This is a genomic window from Streptomyces sp. PTY087I2, from assembly GCF_001687325.1.
Lineage (GTDB): Bacteria > Actinomycetota > Actinomycetes > Streptomycetales > Streptomycetaceae > Streptomyces.
Genome location: NZ_LZRD01000045.1, coordinates 19,406 through 39,925, shown reverse-complemented (window position 1 = coordinate 39,925; position 20,520 = coordinate 19,406). Strand labels below are relative to the sequence as shown.

Here is a 20,520-nt window from a genome sequence, read left to right as displayed (position 1 = left end):
GCGCACGGCGGCCCTGCTGGCGTTCCGGCCGCTGCTGACCGCGGTCGCCGTGGTCCGCGCGGGGGTGCGGGCCGCGGCCCGCCGCTCCCGGCCCGCCGGGCGTCCGCACCCGCCGCTGACCGCCCGCTTCCTCGTGCATGGTCTGGGACGCAGGGGCCCGCCGCTCGCGACGTACGCCGCTGCCTGAGGGCACGGCGACACGCGCCGAACGGCAGGCCCACTCCCCACACACGTACGCACGGAGAAACGAACATGAGCAAGCGCAACAGCCAGGCGAACAAGGCGGCGGCCCGCGAGCGGCTGCGTGCCGAGCGCGAGCGCCAGGCGAAGAAGGACAAGGCCCGCAAGCAGATCGTCGTGGCGGTCTCGGTCGTCGCCGCCCTCGCCGTGGTCGGCGGCATCAGCTACGGCGTGATGCAGCTGAACAAGCCGGACGCCTGGGAGGCGGCCGCCGACGCGAAGAACGTCACCGCCCCGAAGAACACCTCGGGCAAGGACGGCACCACGGTGGTCGTCGGCAAGTCGAGTGCGAAGAAGACCCTGGAGCTGTACGAGGACTCGCGCTGCCCGGTCTGCGCCACGTTCGAGCAGGGCGTCGGCGAGACCGTCTCGAAGGACGTCGAGGCCGGCAAGTACAAGGTCAAGTACATCGGCGCGACCTTCATCGACAACACCGACAACGGCGAGGGCTCCAAGAACGCCCTGAGCGCGCTCGGCGCGGCGCTGGACGTGAGCCCCGAGGCCTTCCTGGAGTACAAGGCCGCGCTGTACTCGGCGGAGTTCCACCCCGAGGAGAGCGACGACAAGTTCGCCAAGGACAGCTACCTGATCGAGGTCGCGAACTCCGTGGACGCGCTGAAGGGGAACAAGGACTTCCAGAAGAACGTCGAGGACGGCACGTACGACGCCTGGGCGATGAAGATGTCCAAGACCTTCGACAAGAGCGGGGTGCAGGGCACGCCGACGCTGAAGATGGACGACAAGAAGATCACGGCCGAGGGCAGCGAGAACGCCCCGATGACGGCCGACGAATTCACCAAGGCCATCGACAAGGCGCTCAAGGCGTAACGCCTCCGGACCCCGGCGGCCTCCGGTCGCTCCGGGGTCCGCCGGGCCACCGGCCGGCGACCGTTTCCCGACGGGCGGGCGAACTTCCTCTGTTCGCCCGCCCGTTCGCCGTACGCGCCCGTAGGGTGATCGGCCGTGACCAGTCGACACCTTTCCTCGCCGAGCCGCCGCACCGTCGTACGGGCCGCCGCCGCGAGCGCCGCCGCCGTCCCCGTGCTCGCCACCGCTTCCGTCACCTCCGCGGCCCCCGCCCGGGCCGCCGGGGCCCCCGCCTTCCTGCACGGCGTCGCCTCCGGTGACCCGCTGCCCGACGGCGTCCTGCTGTGGACCCGTGTCACCCCCGAGCCCGGAGCGGAGCCCGGCTCGGGGATCGGTGCGGACACCCCGGTGCGCTGGGAGGTCGCCGAGGACCGGGAGTTCACCCGGATATCCGCGACCGGCACGACGATCGCGTCGGCCGCGTCCGACCACACCGTGAAGGCCGACGTCCGAGGGCTGCGGCCGGCCACCGCGTACTGGTTCCGCTTCACGGCGGGCGACGACACCGCCGACGGCGTGGTCTCCCCCGTCGGCCGCACCCGCACCGCGCCCGCCACCGACGCCGCCGTGCCCGGCATCCGGTTCGGCGTGGTCTCCTGCGCCAACTGGGAGGCCGGCTGGTTCTCCGCGTACCGGCATCTCGCCGCCCGGCCCGACCTGGACGCGGTCGTGCATCTGGGCGACTACCTCTACGAGTACGGAACCGGCGAGTACGGCACCCGGGGCACCACGCTGCGCGCGCACCGGCCCGCCCACGAGATCCTGGACCTCGCCGACTACCGCACCCGGCACGGGAACTACAAGACCGACGCCGATCTCCAGGCGCTGCACGCGGCGCACCCGGTGATCGCGATCTGGGACGACCACGAGTTCGCCAACGACGCCTGGTCGGGCGGTGCGCAGAACCACACGCCGGGCGCGGAGGGGGCCTGGGAGCAGCGGGTGGCGGCGGCCAAACAGGCGTACTTCGAGTGGATGCCGGTGCGCGCCTCCACCGCGGGGACCGTCTACCGGCGGCTGCGGTTCGGGCGGCTCGCCGAGCTCCATCTGCTGGATCTGCGCAGCTTCCGCTCCGAGCAGGCGTCGGTCGGCAGCGGGGCGGTGGACGATCCGGAGCGGACGATCACCGGCCGGGCCCAGCTGGACTGGCTGAAGTCGGGGCTGGCCGGGTCGGACGCGTCCTGGAAGCTGGTCGGCACCTCGGTGATGATCTCGCCGGTCGCCTTCGGCGCGCTGCCCGCGCATCTGCTGGAGCCGCTGGCCGGTCTGCTGGGGCTGCCGAAGGAGGGCCTGGCGGTCAACGTCGACCAGTGGGACGGCTACACCGACGACCGCAGGGAGCTGATCGCGCATCTGCGGGACCGGGGCGTCGCCGACACGGTGTTCCTGACCGGCGACATCCATATGGCCTGGGCCAACGACGTACCCGTGAAGGCGGCCACGTATCCGCTGTCGGCGTCGGCCGCCACGGAGTTCGTCGTCACGTCGGTCACCTCCGACAACCTCGACGACATCCTGCGGGTCGCGCCGGGGACCGTGTCCGTGGTCGCGGCGGCGGCCGTGCGGGCGGCCAACCGCCATGTGAAGTGGGTCGACATGGACGCCCACGGCTACGGGGTGCTGGACGTCACCGCCGAGCGGGCGCAGATGGACTACTACACGCTGTCCGACAAGACGGACCGTGCGGCCACCACCGCCTGGACCCGCTCCTACCGCACCCGCCGGGGCACCCAGCGCGTCGAGCGGGCCGACCGCCCGGTGCGCTGAGCGGGCCGGATCGCTTCTACAGGGTGGCCAGGAAGCCGAGCGCGACCTTCCAGGTCTGCTCGGCGGCCGCCCGGTCGTAGTCGTGCAGATCGGGGTCGGTGAACAGGTGCCCGGCCCCGGGGTAGCGGTAGATCTCCACATCCGCGCCGGTGCGCTGCATCTGGAGGTACCAGCTGTTCAGCCAGTCGTGGGACTCGAAGGGATCCGGGTCCGCGACATGCAGCTGGACGGGGAGCTCGTCCACCGTGGCGTTCTCGGCGATGTCCGAGGTGCCGTGGAACAGCAGCAGCCCCTTCGCCTTGGCGTCGCCGAGCGCCAGGGTCTGCGCGGTCGCCGCGCCGAGGGAGAAGCCGGCGTAGACGAGCCCCTGGTCCGAGTAGGGGGCGGCGGCCAGCACGGCGCGCTTGAGCAGTTCGTCCTTGCCGACCTGGTCCTTGTAGGCCATGCCCTCTTCCACCGTGCCGAAGGTGTGCCCCTCGAACAGATCGGGCACGCGCACCTCATGGCCGGCGTCCTTGAGGCGCGCGGCCGCGGCGTGCACGGCGGGCGTGAGCCCGTACGTCGAGTGGAAAAGCATGATGTTCATGGGCCCCATGGTGCCATTGCGCACCCTCTGACGGGCCGCTCAACGGCTGGGAGGACGAGCGAATGGAGAGCGTGCTGCGCCCGCTGATCGTCATCGGCGGTTCCGTGGTGGTCACTCTGCTGATCGGCTGGCTGGTCGACCTGCTGCTGCGGCGGGCCGACAGCCGGCACCACGAGACCCCGTTGTGGGGGCTGCTGCGGCGCTGCCGTCCGCCGTTGCAGGTGGTGGTCATCACGGCGTTGCTGCGCGGCAGTTACCGCCAGACGCGGATCGACTGGGTGTGGGAGCACCGGGCCGGCATCGGCCAGATCCTGACGCTGGTGCTGATCGGCGCGTCGGCCTGGCTGGTGGTGCGGATCGCGGCGACGGTCGTGGAGGCCAGTTACGCCCGGTACGCCACGGCCACCCGCGATCCGGCCCGGGTCCGCCGGGTCCGGACGCAGGTGACGCTGATCCAGCGGGTCGTCATAGCGGTCGTGACGGTGGTGGCGATCGCCGCGATGCTGCTGACGTTCCCGCCGATGCGGGCGGTCGGCACGTCGATGCTGGCCTCGGCCGGTCTGCTCGGCATCGTCGCGGGCGTCGCCGCCCAGTCGACGCTGGGCAATCTCTTCGCCGGGCTCCAGATCGCGTTCGGCGACATGGTGCGGATCGGCGACACCGTGGTGGTGGACGGCGAGTGGGGCACGATCGACGAGATCACCCTGACGTTCCTGGCGGTACGGACCTGGGACGAGCGGCGGATCACGATGCCGGTCTCGTACTTCACGAGCCAGCCGTTCGAGAACTGGTCGCGCGGCGGGGTGCAGATGACCGGCACGGTCTTCTTCCACCTCGACCACTCCGCCCCGGTCGCCGCGATGCGCGAGAAGCTGCGGGAGATCCTCGGTGACATCGCCGCCTGGGACGGCCGGGACTGGTCGCTGGCGGTCACGGACACGACGCCGTCCACGATCCAGGTGCGGGCAGTGGTGACGGCGAAGGACGCGGACGACATCTGGACGGTGCGCTGCGCGGTGCGCGAGCAGCTGATCGGCTGGCTGCGCGATCACCATCCGTACGCGCTGCCGCGGATCGCCACCGCGCCCGCCGCACTGCCGCCGGGCGAGCAGTGGGCGGATCTGACGGGAGCGAAGGCGGGCCGGGCGGGCCGCAACGGCTCCGCCCCGCCCTCCGACCGGGACGACTCCAAGGCCCCGCGCACGGGGCGGGGCTGAAGGCCCCGGGGTTCACCGCAGCGAGCGGAAGTCCAGATACCGCAGCACCCGGTCCACGACCTCCGGGTCGGAGCCGGGCTCGCTGCGCGCGGAGAGCACCTCGTGGCGGGCGGCCGACATCATCTCGCGCTGGACCCGGCTGATCGCCTTGAAGCGCTTCGCCCGCTGGGCGTAGGCCTCGCGCCGTTCCTCGTCGATCATGTCGGGGCTGATCCGGGCGCCGATGTCGTACGCGGCGCGCTGAAGCCGCTCCACGACCTCCTCGGGGAACTCCTCGACCTCCTGGATCTCCTTGAGCCGGTACTTGGCGGCCTTGGCGGCCCGGATCGCGAGGTCCCGTTCCAGGGCCTCCTCGGCGGCGGTGTCGGCCCGGACCTTCAGCTTGCGCACCAGCCAGGGCAGGGTGAGCCCCTGGAAGACCAGGGTGGCCATGATCACGGCGAACGCGATGAAGATGATCTCGTCGCGGCCGGGGAACGGCTGCCCGTCGTCGGTCTCCAGCGGGATCGCCAGCGCCAGGGCGACGGAGGCCACCCCGCGCATCCCGGCCCACCACATCACGACGGTCTCCCGCCAGCTGGTGGGGATCTCCTCGCTGACGTCCCGCCGGGTGTGCAGCCGCTTGGCCAGCCAGGTCGCGGGCAGCAGCCACAGCAGCCGTACGCCGACGACGACGGCGACGATCGCGAGCCCCCAGCCGACCATCTCCAGGGCGTGCCCGTCGGCGGTGCCGAACACGGTGTGCAGCTCCAGGCCGATCAGCCCGAAGGCGACACCGGTGACGAGGGTGTCGACGATGTCCCAGAAGGTACGTCCGGTGAGCCGGCCCAGCACGTCGTCGGCGTCGGCGGTGTGCTCGGCGAGGAACAGCGCGACGGTCAGAACGGCCAGCACGCCGGAGCCCTCCAGCTCCTCCGCGAGGACGTAGGCGACGAAGGGCACCAGCAGGGTCAGGCCGACCTGGAGCGTGGCGTCGCCGAGCAGGTTCATCAGCTTGATGGTGAGCCAGCCGATGGCAAGGCCGACGGCGACCGCGACGACGGCGGAGAGGACCAGCAGCCCGAAGGCCTCGGGGAGCGAGAAGGTGCCGCTGACGGCGGCGGCGATGGCCACGTGGTAGAGCACGATGGCGGTGACGTCGTTGAAGAGCCCCTCGCCCTCCAGGATCGACACCAGCCGGCGCGGCAGCCCCACCGAGCCCGCGACGGCCGTCGCCGCGACCGGGTCGGGCGGGGCGACGAGCGCGCCGAGCGCGACGGCGGCGGCGATCGGCAGCCCCGGCACGATCGAGTTGGCGACCGCGGCGACGGCGGCCGTGGTGACGAAGACGAGGGCCACGGCCAGCAGGAAGATCGGGCGTTTGTTGGCGGCGAACTGCCGCCAGGAGGTGCGCTGGACGGTGGCGTAGAGCAGCGGCGGGAGCAGCGCGGGGAGGATGATCTCCGGCGGGATGTCCACGTTCGGGACGAACGGCGTGAACGCCATCGCGATGCCCGCGAGCGTCATCAGCACCGGCGCGGGCAGTCCCAGCCGGTCGCCGAGCGGCACGGTGACCACGGCTCCGAGCAGCAGCAGGAGCAGCAGGGCCATCTGTTCCACGAAAGGGGCCTTCCGGAGCGTGCGGGTCCGGCAGGTCACGAGCGGCCGAACAGGGATTCCACCCTGCCACGCGGGGTCTGCGTTTCCGCAGATACCCCCCGGAACCCGGCCGGTCCCCCCGGTTTCCCGGGCTCAGGCCGGGCGGATCTCCCGCCGCATGGCCCGGTGCGGCATGCCCGCGTCGGGAAACTCGGGGCCGTACGCGACGTAACCGAGCCGCTCGTAGAAGCCGAGGGCGTGCGTCTGGGCGTGCAGGTCGACGGCGGCCAGGCCGAGCGCCCGCGCCTCGTCCTCGATGGCCCGTACGAGAGCGGCGCCGACGCCGAGGCCACGGGCCTGACGGCTCACGGCGAGCCGGCCCAGGGAGCCGACGGTGAGGTCGCCGCCGGTCTTCCCGGCCGCGTCCGCGCCGTGCAGCAGCCGTCCGGTGCCGAGGGCGGTGCCGTCGGCCGCGACGGCCAGGACATGCACGGCGGTCGCGTCGTGGGCGTCGTACTCCACCTCTTCGGGCACGTTCTGCTCGCCGACGAAGACGTCCTTGCGGACCTGGAAGCAGGCCGCCCGGTCGCTCTCCTCGACGGCCCTGCGCGTGCTGTACGGGGTCGGGGCGCCGGTCACTGGCTCTCCGCGGAGATGGTGTCGAGGGCGTGCTGGAGGTCGGCCGGGTAGCTGCTGGAGAACTCCACCCAGCGCCCGTCGGCCGGGTGCTCGAAGCCCAGGCGGACGGCGTGCAGCCACTGCCGGGTCAGCCCCAGGCGCTTGGCCAGCGTCGGGTCGGCGCCGTAGGTGAGGTCGCCGACGCAGGGGTGGCGGTGGGCGGACATGTGGACCCGGATCTGGTGGGTGCGGCCGGTCTCCAGCTTGATGTCGAGGAGGCTGGCGGCGCGGTAGGCCTCGATCAGGTCGTAGTGGGTCACCGACGGCTTGCCCTCGGCGGTGACCGCCCACTTGTAGTCGTGGTTGGGGTGGCGGCCGATGGGGGCGTCGATGGTGCCGCTCATCGGGTCCGGGTGGCCCTGGACGAGGGCGTGGTACTTCTTGTCGACGACCCGGTCGCGGAACTGGGCCTTGAGCAGGGTGTAGGCACGCTCGGACTTGGCGACGACCATCAGGCCGGAGGTGCCGACGTCGAGGCGGTGCACGATGCCCTGGCGCTCGGCGGCGCCGGACGTCGAGATCCGGTAGCCGGCGGCGGCGAGGCCGCCGATGACGGTGGTGCCGGTCCAGCCGGGGCTGGGGTGGGCGGCGACGCCGACCGGCTTCATGATGACGACGATGTCCTCGTCGTCGTGGACGATCTCCATGCCCTCGACGGGCTCGGCGACGATCTGCACGGGAGCGGGCGCCCCCGGCATCTCGACCTCCAGCCAGGCGCCGCCGTGCACGCGCTCGGACTTGCCGGCCACCGAACCGTCCACCTGGACCTTCCCGGCGGCGGCCAGCTCGGCGGCCTTGGTGCGGGAGAAACCGAACATCCGGGAGATGGCGGCGTCGACGCGCTCGCCCTCCAGGCCGTCGGGTACGGGCAGGGTGCGGATCTCGGGGTGCGTACTCACCAGTCGAGTATGCCTTGCGCGACCCGCTCCCCGTACAGCCCGGGCCTCCTGGGCCTCAGTCCTTGTGGACGGTCCCGTCGGGGTCCAGGCCCTTGAAGGACAGGATCACGATGAGGATGCCGCCGCAGACGATGGCGGAGTCGGCGAGGTTGAAGACGGCGAAGTGCTTGGGGGCGATGAAGTCGACCACCGCGCCCTCGAACACGCCGGGCGCCCGGAACAGCCGGTCGGTGAGGTTGCCGAGCGCACCGCCCAGGAGAAGCCCCAGGGCGATGGCCCACGGCAGGCTGTAGAGCTTGCGGGCCAGCCGGACGATGACCACGATCACACCGGCGGCGATGATCGTGAAGATCACCGTGAACGCCTCGCCGAACCCGAACGCGGCGCCCGCGTTCCGGATCGCCCGGAACTGGAGCCAGTCGCCGATGATGTCGATCGGCGGCTGGTGCTCCAGCTTCGCGACCACGATCATCTTCGTGGCCAGGTCGAGCAGATAGGCCAAGACGGCCACGCTCAGAAGGACGAGGACCTTCCGCTTGCCCCGGCCCGCGTTCACGGCGGCGTCGGCGGCCGTGCTGCCGCCTTCGTCCGTGCCCTCGGTCTCGGGATCGTCCGGCGTACCGATGATGCGCTCCGCCTCTGCCACGTAAGTCCCTCAACCCTAGGTGCCTGCCTTCGGACGAGGGTACGACACACCTGTGCGGATCAGCCGCGCCGCTCCTGCTTCTGTTTGTCCTCGACGCAGAGGGTGGCCCGGGGGAAGGCCTGCATGCGCGCCTTGCCGATCGGGTTGCCGCAGATCTCGCAGAGCCCGTACGTCCCCGCCTCCAGCCGGGCGAGCGCCCGCTCGGTCTGCTCCAGCATCTCCTGGGCGTTGGCGGCCAGCGACAGCTCGTGCTCACGGGTGATGTTCTTGGTGCCGGTGTCGGCCTCGTCGTCGCCCGCGCCGTCGCCGGAGTCCCGCATCAGCCCGGCGAGGGCCGCGCCGGAGGCCTCCAGCTCGCTGCGGAGCCGCAGGATCTCGCTGGTCAGCAGGGTGCGGGCCTCGGTGACCTCTTCGGGCGTCCAGGGATCCTCGCCGGGCCGGACGGCCAGTTCGTCAGGGGCGGCGGCTCGGGCGGGCGGCACGGGGGCCGTGGCCTGTGCGCCTGCTGCGGGACGACTCGCGCTCTTCTTGGCTACCACCGTGGGGGCTCCCGTCTGCTCGGCGGCCCGGGCCGCCTCCGTGGCCGCCGGTGCGGCCTTTTTCGCGGTCTTCTTGGCGGTGCTCTTCTTGGCGGCGGGCTTGTCGGCCGCCGCCTTCTTCGCCGCGGTCTTCTTGGCGGCGGCCTTCTTGGGGGCGGCCTTCTTGGGGGCGGCCTTCTTTGCCGTCTTCTTCGCTGCCTTCTTCGCCACCATGGCCGCGGCCCCTTCACATATGGTGATCTTGCTCGCGAATCGTGCTGGGACGATAAATCGACTCCAGCCCCGCGGCAACGGGGCACGCCGCCCTCTCGCCTCCCCCGTGTCCGGTCGTGGCGCGCCTGCCTCCGTTGTTCCCAGCTCCCCGCCCGGTAATCCGGCCCCCGGTCCTCGCCGGGAAGTGCTTGTACCCCGTCCCGCCACTCGGGTCACGCCCACGCGCCCCCGACAAACCGGTCGGCCGTCGCCCGTAAGGGCCCGTACACTGGCCCCAGCGAGAGGCATCGACGGGACGAGTAGCGCCGTACGCAGCCAGCAGCGACCCGGGGACGGTGGGAGCCCGGGGGCGAGCGCGATGTGAAGATCACCCCTGAGCCGCCGGAAGAACGCCTTGCACCCGTGGGCCCCGCCCATGGACACCAGGCCACTAGACCCGGCATCGCGATCCCAATGAGGGGGCCAGGGGCACACGCCCAGGGCCAAGGAGGGTGGTACCGCGGGAGCAGATCCGGCTCTCGTCCCTCCGACGGAAGTGGAAGACATCCGCCGGAGGAAGCCGCACATGACATCGCCGCAGTACCGCCAGGTACCCGCCCAGGTCGACCTGCCCGCGCTGGAGCACGCCGTGCTCGACTTCTGGCGGGAGAACAAGGTCTTCGCCAAGACCCTCGACCAGTCCGAGGGCCGCCCCGAGTGGGTCTTCTACGAGGGCCCGCCCACCGCCAACGGCATGCCGGGCGCCCACCACATCGAGGCCCGCGTCTTCAAGGACGTCTTCCCCCGCTTCCGCACGATGCAGGGCTACCACGTGGGCCGGAAGGCCGGCTGGGACTGCCACGGCCTGCCGGTCGAGCTCGCGGTGGAGAAGGAGCTGGGCTTCAACGGCAAGAAGGACATCGAGGCGTTCGGCATCGCCGAGTTCAACGCCAAGTGCCGTGACTCGGTGACCCGGCACACCGACGCGTTCGCCGAGCTGACAACCCGCATGGGCTACTGGGTCGACCTGGACGACGCCTACCGCACGATGGACCCGGAGTACGTGGACTCCGTGTGGTGGTCGCTGAAGGAGATCTTCAAGAAGGACCTGCTGGTCCAGGACCACCGGGTCGCCCCCTGGTGCCCCCGCTGCGGCACGGGCCTGTCCGACCACGAGCTGGCCCAGGGCTACGAGACGGTCGTCGACCCGTCGGTCTTCGTCCGCTTCCCCCTGACGTCCGGCCCGCTGGCCGGCGAGGCGTCGCTCCTGGTCTGGACGACCACGCCGTGGACGCTGGTCTCCAACACGGCCGTCGCCGCGCACCCGGACGTCCGGTACGTCGTCGCGACGAACGGCGAGGAGAAGCTGGTCGTCGCCGAACCGCTGGTGGAGAAGGCGCTGGGCGAGGGCTGGGAGGCCACCGGCCAGTCGTTCACCGGCGCCGAGATGGAGCGCTGGACCTACGAACGCCCCTTCACCCTGGTCGACTTCCCGGCGGAGGCCCACTACGTGGTGAACGCCGAGTACGTCACGACCGAGGACGGTACGGGTCTGGTCCACCAGTCCCCCGCGTTCGGCGCCGACGACCTTCTGGTCTGCCGTGCGTACGGCCTCCCGGTGGTCAACCCGGTCCGCCCGGACGGCACGTTCGAGGAAGACCTGCCCCTGGTCGGCGGCGTCTTCTTCAAGAAGGCCGACGAGGCGCTCACGGCGGACCTGGACGCCCGCGGCAAGCTCTTCCGCCACGTCCCGTACGAGCACAGCTACCCGCACTGCTGGCGCTGCCACACGGCGCTGCTCTACTACGCGCAGCCGTCCTGGTACATCAGGACGACGGCCATCAAGGACCGTCTCCTTGAGGAGAACGAGAAGACCAACTGGTTCCCGGACTCGGTCAAGAACGGCCGCTTCGGCGACTGGCTGAACAACAACGTCGACTGGGCGCTGTCCCGTAACCGCTACTGGGGCACGCCGCTGCCGATCTGGCGCTGCGAGGACAACCACCTGACGTGCGTGGGTTCGCGCGCCGAACTGAGCGAACTCACCGGCACGGACCAATCAGGTCTGGACCCCCACCGCCCCTTCATCGACGAGATCACCTTCACCTGCACGCAGGAGAACTGCCAGCTGGAGGCGTACCGCGTCCCGGAGGTCATCGACGCCTGGTACGACTCGGGTTCGATGCCGTTCGCGCAGTGGGGCTACCCGTACAAGAACAAGGAGATCTTCGAGAGCCGCTACCCGGCGCAGTTCATCTCGGAGGCCATCGACCAGACCCGCGGCTGGTTCTACACGATGATGGCGGTAGGCACGCTGGTCTTCGACAAATCCTCGTACGAGAACGTGGTCTGCCTGGGCCACATCCTCGCCGAGGACGGCCGCAAGATGTCCAAGCACCTGGGCAACATCCTCCAGCCGATCCCGCTGATGGACCAGCACGGGGCGGACGCGGTGCGGTGGTTCATGGCGGCGGGCGGCTCCCCGTGGGCGGCGCGCAGGGTGGGCCACGGCACGATCCAGGAGGTGGTCCGCAAGACACTCCTGACGTACTGGAACACGGTGGCTTTCCAGGCCCTGTACGCCCGCACGTCGGGGTGGGCCCCGTCGGCGGCCGACCCGGCCCCGGCGGACCGGACGGTCCTGGACCGCTGGCTGCTGAGCGAACTCAACACGCTGGTCGACCAGATGACCGTCGCGATGGAGGGGTACGACACCCAGCGCGCCGGCAAGCTGCTCTCGGCCTTCGTGGACGACCTCTCCAACTGGTACGTACGCCGCTCGCGCCGCCGCTTCTGGCAGGGCGACAAGGCGGCGCTGCGCACGCTGCACGAGGTCGTCGAGACGGTCACCCGGCTGATGGCCCCGCTGGTCCCGTTCATCACGGAGCGGGTGTGGCAGGACCTGATCACCCCGGTGACGCCGGACGCCCCGGAGTCGGTGCACCTGTCCTCCTGGCCCAAGGCGGACCCCTCGGCGATCGACCCGACCCTCTCCTCCCAGATGGCGCTGGTGCGCCGGCTGGTGGAGCTGGGCCGGGCGACGCGGGCCGAGTCGGGCGTGAAGACGCGCCAGCCCCTGTCCCGGGCCCTGGTAGCGGCGAACGGCTTCGAATCTCTCTCCCCCGACCTCCGGGCACAGATCACGGAAGAGCTGAACGTCACATCGCTGGCCTCGCTCTCCGAGGTGGGCGGCTCGCTGGTGGACACGACGGCGAAGGCGAATTTCCGGGCGCTGGGGAAGCGGTTCGGCAAGGGCGTGCAGGCGGTGGCGAAGGCGGTGGCCGAGGCGGACGCGGCCGCGCTCTCCCTGGCCCTGCGCGAGGGCACGGCGTCGGTGGAGGTGGAGGGCGAGCGGATCACGCTCTCCCCCGACGAGGTGATCATCACGGAGACCCCGCGCGAGGGCTGGTCGGTCGCCTCGGACTCGGGCGCGACGGTGGCCCTGGACCTGGAGATCACCCCCGAACTGCGCCGGGCGGGCCTGGCCCGTGACGCGATCCGTCTGATCCAGGAGGCCCGCAAGAACAGCGGCCTGGACGTGGCGGACCGCATCGCCGTCCGCTGGACGACGACGTCCGAGGCCACGGCGGAGGCCCTCACGGAGCACGCCCCCCTGATCTCGGACGAGGTCCTGGCCGTGGACTACGCGGAGGGCGAGGCGGACGAGACGTACGGCACACCGTTCGAGGACGAGGGCCTGGCGCTGACGTTCCGCCTGCGCAAGCGGTAGGGGTAGCCCGCACGAAAAGGAGAGGGCCCGCCGGAACGATTCCGGCGGGCCCTTCCACGTACCCCCTCAGGGGCTCCGCCCCCGAACCCCCGCGCCTCAATCGCCGGCGAGGCTCCATATAGCCCCTCCGGCGCTTGAGGAGCGGGGTCCGGGGCAGAGCCCCGGTTTCGGGAAGGGGCGGGTAGGGGAACAGGCCCGCCGCAGGCGCACCCCACCCGCAGCCACCCTCGGGCCCCCGGCCCACGGCAAAGGGCCGGGCCCCGGGAAAACCCGGGGCCCGGCCCTCAGCCTGCCGACGGCTACGCGCTCACCGAGCGCGCCCCGCTCAGTTGTCGTCCTCGTCGATCAGGAACCCACGCATCGGCGAAGGCGCCTGCTGCATCGGCTGCGGCGCCTGCGGCCGCACCGGCGCCATCGGCTGCGTCATGGCCGGCGACATCTGCTGCTGGCCACCGTAGGACGGTCCACCGCCCATGGACTGGCCGCCACCCATCTGCTGGCCACCGTGGCCACCGTGGGTGGAGCCGCCCATGGAGTGACCCATCGCACCCGCACCGGCCGGAGCCAGCGAGGGGGACGGCGGCAGCGAAGCGGCGGCCGGCGTCCGCGGCGGGGCGAGCGAGTCGTCCGCCTGGGTCTCCAGCTGGCGCAGCTGGCTCTCCAGGTAGGACTTCAGCCGCGTACGGTACTCGCGCTCGAAGCCACGCAGGTCCTCGACCTTGCGCTCCAGCGTCGCGCGGGCCGACTCCAGCGAGCCCATCGCCACGCGGTGCTTCTCCTGCGCGTCCCGCTCCAGGGCGTCGGCCTTGGCACGCGCGTCGCGCTCCAGACCCTCGGCACGGCTGCGCGCCTCGCCGACGATCTTGTTGGCCTCGGAACGGGCCTCCGCGATCGCCTGGTCGGCGGTCTGCTGCGCGAGCGAGAGGACACGGGCGGCGCTGTCGCCACCGGGGCCCTGCCCCTGCTGCTGCATCTGCGGCGGCTGCATCTGCTGCATCTGCTGCTGGGGGTGCTGACCCATGGGGCCGCCCATCGGGCCACCCATGGGACCGCCCTGCATCGGGCCGGGGCCGTGCGGGCCCTGCGGACCGGGACCGTGGCCACCCTGGGGGCCGTGGCCACTGGGACCTGCGGGCAGCTGCGGCGCGCCACCGGGCAGCTGGGGCGGACCCATCTGCGGGGGCTGCTGCTGCTGCGGCGGTCCAGATATGGCGGCGGGAACGGGCGCACCGGGGCGGTCCTGCTGCTCCGGGGGCTTGCGCATACCCTGCTGCTGTTGCTGCTGCTGGTTCTGCGCGGCGGCGCGCGTCGCAGCGGCCAGTTTGGCGCGCAGGTCCTCGTTCTCACGGAGCAGACGGGTCAGCTCCGATTCGACCTCGTCGAGAAAGGCATCGACCTCGTCCTCGTCATAGCCTTCTCGGAGGCGGACGGTCGTGAACTGCTTGTTCCGCACGTCCTCGGGGGTCAACGGCATCTCTTCTTCACCTCTACGTAGTCGTCGGCAGTCGGCAAGACCGTATCGCTCACAACCTGACCACAACGCTGATCAGGATGTAGACGATGATCATCAGAACGAAGAAGGACAGGTCGAGTGCCACGCCCCCGAGACGCAGCGGCGGGATGAACCGCCGCAGAAGCTTGAGCGGTGGATCGGTGACAGTGTAGGTGGCCTCAAGTACGACCACCATCGCCTTGCCGGGTTGCCATGAACGTGCGAACTGGAAGACATAGTCCATGACCAGCCGGAAGATCAGCACGATGAGGAAACACATCAGCGCGATATAGACCACATCCAGTGCGACGCCCATGTCTCGCGCTTCCCTCTCCCCTGGCTCTCGTCAGCTCCGGCCTCGCGGCCGGCACCGGCCTTGCGGCCGGGTCGTTCCCGGTGTCGTGTTCTCAGCTCTGGTTGAAGAATCCGCCCTCTGCGATGCGGGCCTTGTCCTCCGCCGTGACATCGACGTTAGCAGGCGACAACAGGAACACCTTCTGCGTCACGCGTTCAATGCTGCCATGGAGACCGAAGACGAGTCCCGCGGCAAAGTCGACAAGTCGCTTCGCATCCGTATCGTCCATCTCCGTGAGGTTCATGATCACCGGAGTGCCCTCACGGAAGTGTTCCCCGATGGTACGGGCCTCGTTGTAGGTCCTGGGGTGCAGCGTGGTGATGCGGTACGGCTCCCGCTCGGACACGACCTTGGGCATGATCACCGGTGCGTTCTTCTCCATGTTCGGGCGTTCAGGTGTGATGGATGCCACGGGTGCGATCCGGGCGGGTCGCACGCTTTCCGCGGGGAGCTGAACCGGCTCGCGCTGGGCGGGCGGCTGCACCACTCGTACCGGTTCGTCCCTTTCTCGCTCGCGCTCGCGGTCACGCTCCCGTTCCCGCTCCACCTGATGCGGGGGCTGGTGCCGCCGCCGGTCGCGCTCGGGCTCCGGCTCAGGTTCGAATTCGTCATCGGGGTCGAACCCCGGACCGTCGTACCCATCGTCCTCCACGAGGCCGAGGTAGACCGCCATCTTGCGCATCGCGCCGGCCATGCTCCGAGTCCTCCGCTCTGTGGTGGATCGGCATTCGTCACCAAGTGCCAGCGATCCACTGTGGTCTGCCCGTTTGGAGTGGGAATGACCATATTTTCTGCTGTGGTCCGACTTGCTTCGCGACGTTACCCGAGCCGGGGTCGGACTCCGAGTACCGCCGTACCGACGCGTACATGTGTCGCTCCGGCCGCCACCGCGTCCTCCAGATCCCCGCTCATACCTGCGGAGACCATGTTCGCAGCCGGATGACCGGCGCGCAGGCGGGATGAGATTTCCATCAGCCGGTCGAACGCGGCCCGTTGCCGGCCGGCGTACTCCCCGGCCAGCGGCGCCACGGCCATCAGCCCGTCGAGCCGGAGTCCGGGAGCCGCGTCGACCGCGGCCGCCAACTCCTCGACCCCGTCCGGCGCGACACCGCCGCGCTCACCGCGCTCCCCGCTCTCCGCGTCCAGGGCGACCTGGATCAGACAGCCGAGTTCACGCTCCCCGCGCACCGCGGCGGCGGAGAGAGCGGTGACCAGCTTGGCGCGGTCCACCGACTGCACCACATCGGCATAACTGGTCACAGAACGAACCTTGTTCGTTTGCAATTGTCCGACAAAGTGCCATGTCAGCGAAAGATCCGCGCAAGCGGTGGCTTTGGGGGCGGCGTCCTGGTCACGATTCTCCGCGACATGGCGCACACCGAGTTGATGCAGGATCCGCACATCGCTCGCGGGGTAGGTCTTGGTGACCACGATCAGGGTCACTTCCTCCCGCTTGCGGCCCGCGGCGGCACAGGCGGAGGCGATCCTTTCCTCCACCTGTGCGAGATTCGCCGCGAGTTGAGCCTTACGGTCCGTCATGCCCTATCCGTCCAACCAGACATATCCGGCGAGCCGCCCGGTGGTGCGGTCGCGGCGGTACGAGAAGTGGTCGCCCGATTCCCGGGTGCAGTACGGCGAGGAGTGCCGGTCCGTCACGCCGAGAGCGGCAAGCTGGGCGTGGACCCCGCCGGTGACGTCCACCGCCGGGGTTCCCCAGCTGGTCTCGGACCAGGTGCCGGGGACGGCCTCGGCGACCTCGGCCCGCATCTCCTCCGGCACTTCGTAGCACCGTCCGCAGACGGCCGGTCCGGTGTGCGCGATGATCCGGGAGGGGTGTGCGCCGAGCGCGACCATGGCCTCGACCGCCGCCGGAACGACTCCGGCGACCAGTCCCGGCCGCCCCGCGTGCGCCGCTCCGACGACTCCGGCGACCGGGTCGGCGAGCAGGACGGGGGTGCAGTCGGCGGTGAGGACCGCGAGCGGCAGCCCGCGCCGGGCGGTCACCACCGCGTCCACGGCCGGAATCTCCGCGTCCGCACCCCAGGGTCCGTCCACCACCGCGACGTCCCGGCCGTGCACCTGGTTCATCCAGACGACGAGCGCCGGGTCGATACCGAGGTCGCGCGCGGCACGCTCCCGGTTCGCGCCGACGGCGGCGGGGTCGTCTCCGACCGCGCCGCCGAGGTTGAGTTCGCCGTACGGAGCGGCGCTCACTCCGCCCCACCGGTCGGTGAAGGCGAAATGAGCGCTGCCCGTGACGGTTTCCGTCCGGTGCTGATCTATCACTTCAAGAAGTCCGGTACGTCCAGCTCTTCGGCCTGGGTGTCCTGGTAGGGACGGGCCGGCGGGACGTGCGGCGGAGAGACGGGCGGCAGCGCGCTCTCGCTCGAAGCCGACGCGGGGGCGGGCTCGGCCGGGGCCGGGCTCTCCTCGCGCGGGGGTACGGAACCGAGTCCGCCGGCCGGGCGCGCCGGCTCGGGTGCCGACCTGACCGGGGCGGCCGGCTCCTCGCGCTTGGCGCTGTTCGCACCGAGGACGTTCTCCCGGCGGGCCGGCGGCTGTCCGCCGTCGAAGCCCGCGGCGATCACGGTGACCCGGACCTCGTCGCCCAGGGCGTCGTCGATGACGGCGCCGAAGATGATGTTGGCCTCGGGGTGGGCCGCCTCGCTCACCAGCTGGGCGGCCTCGTTGATCTCGAAGAGACCGAGGTCGCTGCCGCCGGAGATGGAGAGGAGGACCCCGCGGGCGCCGTCGATGGAGGCTTCCAGGAGGGGCGAGGAGATCGCCATCTCCGCGGCCGCCACCGCGCGGTCGTCGCCGCGCGCCGAGCCGATGCCCATGAGCGCCGATCCGGCCTCGGACATGACCGACTTGACGTCGGCGAAGTCGAGGTTGATCAGGCCGGGGGTGGTGATGAGGTCGGTGATGCCCTGGACACCCGAGAGCAGCACCTGGTCGGCCGACTTGAAGGCGTCGAGCACGCTGACCTGACGGTCCGAGATGGACAGCAGGCGGTCGTTGGGGATGACGATGAGGGTGTCGACCTCTTCGCGGAGCTCGGCGATGCCGTCCTCCGCCTGGTTCGCGCGCCGCCGACCCTCGAAGGTGAACGGGCGGGTGACCACGCCGATCGTCAGGGCGCCCAGCGAGCGCGCGATGTTGGCGACGACGGGTGCGCCGCCGGTGCCGGTGCCGCCGCCTTCGCCGGCGGTCACGAAGACCATGTCGGCCCCCTTGAGGACCTCCTCGATCTCCTCACGGTGGTCCTCTGCCGCCTTACGACCGACGGCCGGGTTCGCCCCGGCGCCGAGGCCGCGGGTGAGTTCGCGGCCGACGTCGAGCTTGACGTCGGCATCGCTCATCAACAGGGCCTGTGCGTCCGTGTTGATCGCGATGAACTCGACGCCCTTGAGACCGACCTCGATCATTCGGTTGATGGCATTGACACCACCGCCGCCGACACCGATGACCTTGATGACTGCGAGGTAGTTCTGCGGTGCTGCCACGTCGAAGGCCTCTCGCCTCGAGTTACGTGTCGTCGCTCTGCGGTGGCCCCGCGGCGACGACTGATGTCGATGGGGACGGTCCGAACGCCGACCCAAACCCTAACGTTCAAGTTTAGGGTTACCAGTGTGTCTGCTTCCTGGACTCTTCCGAACAGGACACTAAGTCGACAAGTGGCGCACGTTCAACGAACACGCCGAACCTCCCGTTTTTCTTTTCACCCTATGTGATCACCCGTAGCGCTGACCAACCAGGGTGCTGGCCAGCACAAATGCCCGTCAACTCCCCGATACCGCCGGGGCGGTGGGAGCGCTTACGTCGAAGTGTCCCGCTTTGGGCGCCGCCTTCATGAGCGCGGCGAGGATGAGCGCCTTCGCCGTGCCGTTCTCGCCGCTGCCCCAGGTCACCTCGCGGTCCCGGGTGAGCCGCAAGGAGATCGCGTCGAACGAGGTGACCCGGACGACCTCGGTGTCCTTGGCGACGGCCGCCGGAAGGTCGCCGGTGACCCGGACCGCTTCCCGCAACAGACGGTCACCGCCGAAGCGGCGGAGGCTCGCGGACGGTTCGGGCTTCAGCTCCAGCAGGGGCACGCCCTTCGGGGCCCGGTCCACGGTGGCGAAGCGCACGCCCTTGGCGTCCACTTCCACGAACTTCCCGCCCTTTTCGACCAGAAGGACCGGCTTTCGCTCCGTCACCTTAAGGCCGATTCCGTTCGGCCAGGACCGAACGACATCAACTCTGTCGATACGAGGCAACTTCTGGCGCAATCGGCGCTCCATCGCGTCGGTGTCCACCGAGACCAGCGGGGCACCGATCGGCGTCGCGGCAACCGCTTCCACTTCCTCGCGGGTCAGCACCTCGACGCCACTCGTGGTGACCTTCTCGACGCGGAGCCAGGAGGAGCCGTAGAGCGCCCAGATCACGAACGCGGTGAGCAGGGCGGCCGCGGCGCCGATCAGGATCAGCAGCAGACGACGGCTGATCCGGGGCCCCTCGGGGCCGATGTGCGGCGGGCGGGCGGAGGTGTCCGCCCGCCCGAGTGCGCCGCGCTGGGCGGTGGTCGGTCCGGCCACGCTCGCTCCTTCGCCGGACCCGGGACGCGCGCCCCGGGTCCGCACCGCATCGCGCCGCACGCCTAGTGACGCGAGGCGATCGCTTCGTACACCATGCCGACGAGCAGGTCGTCGGCGTCGCGCCGGCCGAACTCGGCGGCGGCGCGAGACATTTCGTACAGCCGGTGGGGGTCCGACAGCACCGGCAGGACGTTGGACTGCACCCACTCCGGGGTGAGCGCCGCGTCGTCCACCAGCAGACCGCCGCCGGCGTTGACCACCGGCTGGGCGTTGAGCCGCTGTTCGCCGTTGCCGATGGGCAGCGGAACGTAGGCGGCGGGGAGCCCGACGGCGGAGAGTTCGGCGACGGTCATCGCGCCCGCGCGGCAGAGCATCATGTCGGCCGCGGCGTACGCGAGATCCATCCGGTCCACGTACGGTACCGGGATGTAGGGCGGCATCCCGGGCATGTTGTCGATTCGCGGCAATTCGTTCTTCGGGCCCACCACATGGAGGATCTGGATCCCCGAGCGCTGGAGCAGCGGCGCGACCCGCTGGACCACCTCGTTGAGGTGGCGCGCACCCTGCGAGCCGCCGGAGACCAGCAGCGTGGGCAGATTGGGGTCGAGGCCGAAGGAGGCGCGGGCCTCCGGGCGGACCCGGGCGCGGTCCAGGGTGGCGATGGTGCGGCGCAGCGGGATGCCGATGTAGCGGGCGCCGCGCAGCTTGCTGTCCGGGGTGGAGACGGCGACCCCGTGGGCGTACCGCGAGCCGATCTTGTTGGCCAGGCCCGGGCGGGCGTTGGCCTCGTGGACCACGATCGGCACCCCGGCCCGCTTGGCGGCCAGGTAGCCGGGCAGGGCGACATAGCCGCCGAAGCCGACCACGCAGTCCGCCTTGGTGCGCTCCAGGACCTGCTCGGCGGCCTTGATCGTGCCGCGCAGCCGGCCCGGGACGGTGATCAGTTCGGGCGTGGGCTTACGCGGCAGCGGGACGGCGGGGATGAGCGCCAGCTCGTACCCCCGCTCGGGTACGAGCCTGGTCTCCAGGCCGCGTTCCGTGCCGAGGGCCGTGATTCCCACGGTCGGGTCCTGCCTGCGCAGGGCGTCTGCGAGGGCAAGCGCGGGCTCGATGTGTCCGGCGGTCCCCCCGCCGGCGAGTACGACATGCACCGAAAT

Annotated in this window: 18 protein-coding genes and 1 pseudogene; 5 read left to right on the top strand and 14 right to left on the bottom strand. The window is 70.8% G+C overall.

Annotated elements, in window-relative coordinates; genetic code table 11:
- The 3 genes and pseudogenes from A3Q37_RS32525 to A3Q37_RS32515 all read left to right on the top strand — a co-directional run.
- Positions 1 to 187, top strand: a pseudogene (locus A3Q37_RS32525) (hypothetical protein); the annotation flags it as partial.
- Between the two features lie 65 nt (positions 188 to 252).
- The gene (locus A3Q37_RS32520) at positions 253 to 1,068 is read left to right on the top strand and encodes a DsbA family protein (protein WP_065490286.1); all 816 of its coding nucleotides are present in this window, start codon (positions 253 to 255) and stop codon (positions 1,066 to 1,068) included.
- 135 nt (positions 1,069 to 1,203) lie between these two features.
- Positions 1,204 to 2,874, top strand: coding sequence for an alkaline phosphatase (locus A3Q37_RS32515; RefSeq protein ID WP_065490283.1), 1,671 nt, complete (start codon positions 1,204 to 1,206; stop codon positions 2,872 to 2,874).
- A 16-nt stretch (positions 2,875 to 2,890) separates the two neighbouring features.
- Here A3Q37_RS32515 and A3Q37_RS32510 read toward each other — a convergent pair whose 3' ends face one another.
- A complete protein-coding gene (locus A3Q37_RS32510) occupies positions 2,891 to 3,469 on the bottom strand; it encodes a dienelactone hydrolase family protein (protein WP_065490281.1) in 579 nt (192 codons plus the stop codon).
- Positions 3,470 to 3,522: 53 nt separating this feature from the next.
- Between A3Q37_RS32510 and A3Q37_RS32505 the strand changes: the two genes are divergently transcribed.
- A complete protein-coding gene (locus A3Q37_RS32505) occupies positions 3,523 to 4,677 on the top strand; it encodes a mechanosensitive ion channel family protein (protein WP_065490279.1) in 1,155 nt (384 codons plus the stop codon).
- A gap of 12 nt (positions 4,678 to 4,689) precedes the next feature.
- On the opposite strand, the gene A3Q37_RS32500 is transcribed toward A3Q37_RS32505, so the two are convergent.
- From A3Q37_RS32500 to A3Q37_RS32480, 5 genes are all read right to left on the bottom strand, one after another.
- On the bottom strand, positions 4,690 to 6,276 hold the full coding sequence (locus tag A3Q37_RS32500) for a Na+/H+ antiporter (protein WP_065490291.1): 1,587 nt from the start codon (positions 6,274 to 6,276) through the stop codon (positions 4,690 to 4,692).
- 132 nt (positions 6,277 to 6,408) lie between these two features.
- On the bottom strand, positions 6,409 to 6,894 hold the full coding sequence (locus A3Q37_RS32495) for a GNAT family N-acetyltransferase (RefSeq protein ID WP_065490277.1): 486 nt from the start codon (positions 6,892 to 6,894) through the stop codon (positions 6,409 to 6,411).
- The gene (locus A3Q37_RS32490) at positions 6,891 to 7,832 is read right to left on the bottom strand and encodes an RluA family pseudouridine synthase (RefSeq protein ID WP_065490274.1); all 942 of its coding nucleotides are present in this window, start codon (positions 7,830 to 7,832) and stop codon (positions 6,891 to 6,893) included. Before A3Q37_RS32490 ends, A3Q37_RS32495 begins: the two co-directional genes overlap by 4 nt.
- A gap of 55 nt (positions 7,833 to 7,887) precedes the next feature.
- Positions 7,888 to 8,478 carry a signal peptidase II gene (gene lspA, locus A3Q37_RS32485; protein WP_065490272.1) on the bottom strand — a complete coding sequence of 197 codons (591 nt, stop codon included), beginning with the start codon at positions 8,476 to 8,478 and terminating at the stop codon, positions 7,888 to 7,890.
- A gap of 59 nt (positions 8,479 to 8,537) precedes the next feature.
- Positions 8,538 to 9,230, bottom strand: coding sequence for a TraR/DksA C4-type zinc finger protein (locus A3Q37_RS32480; RefSeq protein WP_065490270.1), 693 nt, complete (start codon positions 9,228 to 9,230; stop codon positions 8,538 to 8,540).
- Between the two features lie 565 nt (positions 9,231 to 9,795).
- Between A3Q37_RS32480 and ileS the strand changes: the two genes are divergently transcribed.
- A complete protein-coding gene (gene ileS / locus A3Q37_RS32475) occupies positions 9,796 to 12,939 on the top strand; it encodes an isoleucine--tRNA ligase (protein ID WP_065490269.1) in 3,144 nt (1,047 codons plus the stop codon).
- A gap of 325 nt (positions 12,940 to 13,264) precedes the next feature.
- On the opposite strand, the gene A3Q37_RS32470 is transcribed toward ileS, so the two are convergent.
- From A3Q37_RS32470 to murG, 8 genes are all read right to left on the bottom strand, one after another.
- Positions 13,265 to 14,413 carry a DivIVA domain-containing protein gene (locus A3Q37_RS32470; RefSeq protein WP_065490267.1) on the bottom strand — a complete coding sequence of 383 codons (1,149 nt, stop codon included), beginning with the start codon at positions 14,411 to 14,413 and terminating at the stop codon, positions 13,265 to 13,267.
- Between the two features lie 49 nt (positions 14,414 to 14,462).
- Positions 14,463 to 14,747, bottom strand: a complete 285-nt coding sequence (locus tag A3Q37_RS32465; protein WP_006123846.1) for a YggT family protein — start codon at positions 14,745 to 14,747, stop codon at positions 14,463 to 14,465.
- Positions 14,748 to 14,838: 91 nt separating this feature from the next.
- Positions 14,839 to 15,480, bottom strand: coding sequence for a cell division protein SepF (locus A3Q37_RS32460; protein ID WP_010057900.1), 642 nt, complete (start codon positions 15,478 to 15,480; stop codon positions 14,839 to 14,841).
- A 125-nt stretch (positions 15,481 to 15,605) separates the two neighbouring features.
- Entirely contained in the window at positions 15,606 to 16,325 is a 720-nt protein-coding gene (locus tag A3Q37_RS32455; RefSeq protein ID WP_065490266.1) for a YggS family pyridoxal phosphate-dependent enzyme, read from the bottom strand.
- Between the two features lie 3 nt (positions 16,326 to 16,328).
- Positions 16,329 to 17,072, bottom strand: a complete 744-nt coding sequence (gene pgeF, locus A3Q37_RS32450) for a peptidoglycan editing factor PgeF (protein WP_079138088.1) — start codon at positions 17,070 to 17,072, stop codon at positions 16,329 to 16,331.
- On the bottom strand, positions 17,069 to 18,292 hold the full coding sequence (gene ftsZ / locus A3Q37_RS32445; protein ID WP_065490258.1) for a cell division protein FtsZ: 1,224 nt from the start codon (positions 18,290 to 18,292) through the stop codon (positions 17,069 to 17,071). The genes pgeF and ftsZ overlap by 4 nt, the downstream gene beginning before the upstream one ends.
- A gap of 276 nt (positions 18,293 to 18,568) precedes the next feature.
- On the bottom strand, positions 18,569 to 19,363 hold the full coding sequence (locus A3Q37_RS32440; protein WP_065490255.1) for a cell division protein FtsQ/DivIB: 795 nt from the start codon (positions 19,361 to 19,363) through the stop codon (positions 18,569 to 18,571).
- Between the two features lie 62 nt (positions 19,364 to 19,425).
- Positions 19,426 to 20,514 (bottom strand): undecaprenyldiphospho-muramoylpentapeptide beta-N-acetylglucosaminyltransferase, encoded by a 1,089-nt coding sequence (murG, locus tag A3Q37_RS32435; protein ID WP_065490252.1) that lies wholly within the window; start codon positions 20,512 to 20,514, stop codon positions 19,426 to 19,428.
- Positions 20,515 to 20,520 lie beyond the last annotated feature (6 nt).